Annotated in this window: 5 protein-coding genes; 3 read left to right on the plus strand and 2 right to left on the minus strand. The window is 41.0% G+C overall.

Translation table 11 applies throughout. From position 1 onward, the window contains the following. Both H5162_RS20920 and H5162_RS20925 read left to right on the plus strand, forming a co-directional pair. Positions 1 to 564: ABC transporter permease (locus H5162_RS20920; protein ID WP_182779427.1), on the plus strand; the 564-nt coding region annotated here is incomplete at its 5' end. Positions 565 to 574: 10 nt separating this feature from the next. Next, positions 575 to 1075: a DUF3299 domain-containing protein gene (locus H5162_RS20925; protein ID WP_149983159.1), complete on the plus strand. Its 501-nt coding sequence runs from the start codon at positions 575 to 577 to the stop codon at positions 1073 to 1075. Between the two features lie 72 nt (positions 1076 to 1147). On the opposite strand, the gene mutM is transcribed toward H5162_RS20925, so the two are convergent. Beyond that, positions 1148 to 1957 carry a bifunctional DNA-formamidopyrimidine glycosylase/DNA-(apurinic or apyrimidinic site) lyase gene (gene mutM, locus H5162_RS20930; protein WP_182779428.1) on the minus strand — a complete coding sequence of 270 codons (810 nt, stop codon included), beginning with the start codon at positions 1955 to 1957 and terminating at the stop codon, positions 1148 to 1150. Position 1958: 1 nt separating this feature from the next. Further along, entirely contained in the window at positions 1959 to 2477 is a 519-nt protein-coding gene (locus tag H5162_RS20935) for a hypothetical protein (RefSeq protein WP_145234706.1), read from the minus strand. A 172-nt stretch (positions 2478 to 2649) separates the two neighbouring features. Between H5162_RS20935 and H5162_RS20940 the strand changes: the two genes are divergently transcribed. After that, a complete protein-coding gene (locus tag H5162_RS20940) occupies positions 2650 to 3576 on the plus strand; it encodes a manganese-dependent inorganic pyrophosphatase (protein WP_145234704.1) in 927 nt (308 codons plus the stop codon). Positions 3577 to 3630 lie beyond the last annotated feature (54 nt).

Here is a 3630-nt window from a genome sequence, read left to right on the forward strand (position 1 = left end):
ACAGGCGAACCTAAGCAAATCACCGCGTTTTTAGTGGGTTTTGATTCTCCGCTTTATACGTTACAAGTAAGGCGCAATATTAATCAGTACAAACCTGAAGCGTTGCTTGCCATCATGCCTGGTGTAACTTTGCGTGAGCTATGGGAAATGCTGACAATTGTTGAAAAAATCTTGTTGCTGTTTTCTATCGTAGTGGTACTCGTGAGTCTGCTAGGCATGCTAACGACCCTATTGGCCAGCCTTAACCAACGCCGCCGCGAATTGGCCATTTTACGCTCTGTCGGTGCGCGTCCTTGGCATTTATTCACATTGATCAGCATAGAATCACTACTGATAACCTTTTTAGGTTGCCTAGTAGGTTGTGGGTTATTTTATTTATTAATGTCTCTTGCCACAGGTTACTTGCAGAGTAATGCCGGCATCACAATCACCATTGCGATGCTATCGAGCTATGAACTGGTATTGATCGGCGCTATTATGGCGGCCGGCTTTATCGTTGGTTTGATACCAGCCACCCGCGCCTATTTTTACTCATTGTCTGATGGCATGAGCATTAAAATTTAAGAGGAATATCATGCAGTACTTTCAAAAGCTCACTTTGCTTTGCTTAGTTATTTTTAGCTTTGGTTATAATTTTAGTAGTTATGCCAATGAACCAAAAGAAATTTTTTGGGAAGATTTAATTCCTAAGGGACATGTACAAATAGATACTCAAGATCAAGCTAGCCATGAAGGTACAGAGCAAAATTGGGTGCAACCTGATCTAGATGCACCAATTGTTAAGGAACTCAATGGCCAATCAGTCAGCTTACCTGGGTTTGTAGTACCTCTTGAAGGTGACAGCGAAATGATTACTGAGTTTTTATTAGTGCCTTACTTTGGTGCTTGCATCCACGTGCCACCACCACCACCGAATCAAATTGTTCATGTGACAATTAAAGGCGGCGTGCCAATTGAAAGTTTGTACGATGCCATAGTCGTTACCGGCGTCATCAGCACTGAAACCTGGAGTGGCGACATTGCACAAGTGGGCTATAAAATGACAGCCGTCGGCGTTGCACCGTTTGAGCTGTAACTCAGATACATACCTCAGGCGTGTTGTTCCCAGTGCTGCAAATAGCAGCTCTCAAGTGCAACATGCCTTAACTTATTTTTGGCATTGACTACAGTACACTGTACTACGTTGCCCTAAACGAATTTCTGTTAATGCTTTCTTACATACCATACATGGCTCACCTTTGCGGCCATAAACTAATAACTGTTGTGCAAAGTAACCTGGTTTACCATCACTTTGGGCAAAGTCTTTTAATGTCGTGCCACCTTGAGTGATAGCCGCAGCCAAAGTATCTTTAATAATAGGGATTAATTGCTGATAGCGCGCTTGTGATACTTTTCCTGCTTCACGTTTTGGATGAATACCGGCCTTAAAAAGAGACTCGTTAGCGTAAATATTACCCACACCAACCACCACAGCGTTATCCATAATAAATTGTTTGATTGGCACTTTCTTATTTCGTGACTGCTCATATACGCGCTTAGCAGTAAATTCATCAGTGAGTGGCTCAGGGCCCAGTTTGCTCAGTAAGCTATGACATTCGCCGGGCGCTTGCCATAAACAACAACCAAATCGGCGTGGGTCATTTAGTCTCAATGCTTTACCGTTGGCAAATATAAACTCGATATGATCATGCTTTTTTAATGGCTCATTTTGTTCAACAACTCGTAAATTACCCGACATACCTAAATGCAAAATAATGCTGCCCAGTTCACACTCAAGTAGCAAATACTTTGCCCTACGCTTAACAGCTAACACAGCTAAGTTAGCGATTTTGTACACATCATCCGGCACAGGCCAACGCATATTCGAATTATGAATATTCACCTTTGTAACTGTTTGCTGCAAAATATGTGGGGTGATCCCCATTCGGCTAACTTCAACCTCTGGTAATTCAGGCATACTATTTAGGCTCACTTTGTGAAAAATTAAAACTAGGGAATAAACGCTGCGCAGTTGCTTTATCAAGTGATAACACGCGCTGGTTGCTTTTATCTAATAAATAATAGCCTTGTGGTGCGCTATATAATTGATACAACCAAGGAAGTTGCTCGCCTGCCAACCATACGGTTGCTACAGTCAAAGCTGAGGTATTGTGGAATGCTTGCTGATTATCAGCGACCGACAATTGCATGCTCTGCCATTCATTTACTAATGCCACAAGGTTTGCTGTTGTTGCTTGCCAAAAACTAGCAGGTGCATTATTGATTAATGCAGTGGCGCGCCAAGAAGTGCCTATGCGCTCTATTTTTTGATCGGGAAACTCTAGAGCTAAAATAAAGTTTTGCGCTGGCAATACACTTTGCACACTAGATTGTTCTGAACCACTGTTGAGTTTTGTATGTAATCCATTAAAAAAGAAAATCATCAACAGCATGGAAAAAATAACCACATTATTCCAGCCTCTGCGACCTAACTGCATTTGAGTTCTTCCTAAAAGATTCAATTAGTTAAAGTGTAACCAAAAACATATAAAAATGGCAGTTGAATTTTTTAACTACTGTTAAGACTGAATATTACAAAAAATCACCAACGCGAATGTGTCAAAGTTAAATTACTTTGCTAAAATACGGCAAAATTTAAGGAGTTCCGTCATGTCAATGTATGTAGTGGGTCATAAAATCCCAGATTCAGATTCTATTTGTGGTGCAATCGCACTCGCATATTTGAAAAACCAAATCGAAGAACCAGCAATTCCAACTCGTCTTGGTGAAATATCACCTGAAACGCAGTTTATTCTTGATAAATTCGGCTTTGAAGCACCAGAGCTAAAATTAAGTTATGCCGGTGAAGATGTTTACATCGTTGACCATACCGAAAAAACGCAAGCACCTGATGATATCGATCAAGCTCGCGTTGTTGGCGTTGTTGATCACCATAAACTAGGCGATTTAACCAGCTCTACACCTCTTGAATGCTGGATCCGCCCTGTTGGCTGCTCAAACACGATCATTAAAATGATGTATGACTTCTACAATGTTGAAATTCCAAAAGACATTGCAGGTATCATGATGTGTGCAATTTTAAGTGATACGGTTATTTTCAAATCACCAACCTGCACCACAGCTGATATTAAATGTGTTGAAGCGCTTGCTGAAATTGCCGGCATCGAAGACTTTAAAGAATTAGGCATGGATATGTTCCGTGTTAAGTCAGCGGTTGAGAATACTCCAGCGCGTGATTTAGTAATGCGTGATTTTAAAGACTTCAACATGAACGGTAAACTAGTTGGTATTGGTCAATTAGAAGTTATCGATCTAGCGGTATTTGATGATATTAAAGCAGACCTTGAAGCTGATATTGCTAAGCTTAAAGAAGAAGGTGGACGCCACTCGGTATTCTTATTACTTACCGACATCATGAAAGAAGGCTCACAAATGCTGATCGTATCTGACGATGCAACACTAGTTGAAAGTGCTTATGGTGTAACGCCCAAAGACGGAAAAGTATGGCTAGACGGCGTACTGAGCCGTAAAAAGCAAGTAGTACCACCACTGCAAGATGCATTTGCAAAGCTTTAAGGTGCTAAATGCTAAATGCTAAATGCTAAATGCTAAATGCTAAATGCTAAATGC

Origin of the sequence: Pseudoalteromonas sp. SR41-8 (assembly GCF_014163915.1) — a bacterium.
In the GTDB taxonomy this organism is placed as follows: Bacteria; Pseudomonadota; Gammaproteobacteria; order Enterobacterales; family Alteromonadaceae; genus Pseudoalteromonas; species Pseudoalteromonas rhizosphaerae.

Excerpts from the sequence above, each read along its gene's own strand:
- H5162_RS20925 (WP_149983159.1), top strand. The coding sequence starts at position 575 with ATGCAGTACTTTCAAAAGCTCACTTTGCTTTGCTTAGTTATTTTTAGC.
- mutM (WP_182779428.1), bottom strand. The coding sequence starts at position 1,957 with ATGCCTGAATTACCAGAGGTTGAAGTTAGCCGAATGGGGATCACCCCA.
- H5162_RS20935 (WP_145234706.1), bottom strand. The coding sequence starts at position 2,477 with ATGCAGTTAGGTCGCAGAGGCTGGAATAATGTGGTTATTTTTTCCATG.
- H5162_RS20940 (WP_145234704.1), top strand. The coding sequence starts at position 2,650 with ATGTCAATGTATGTAGTGGGTCATAAAATCCCAGATTCAGATTCTATT.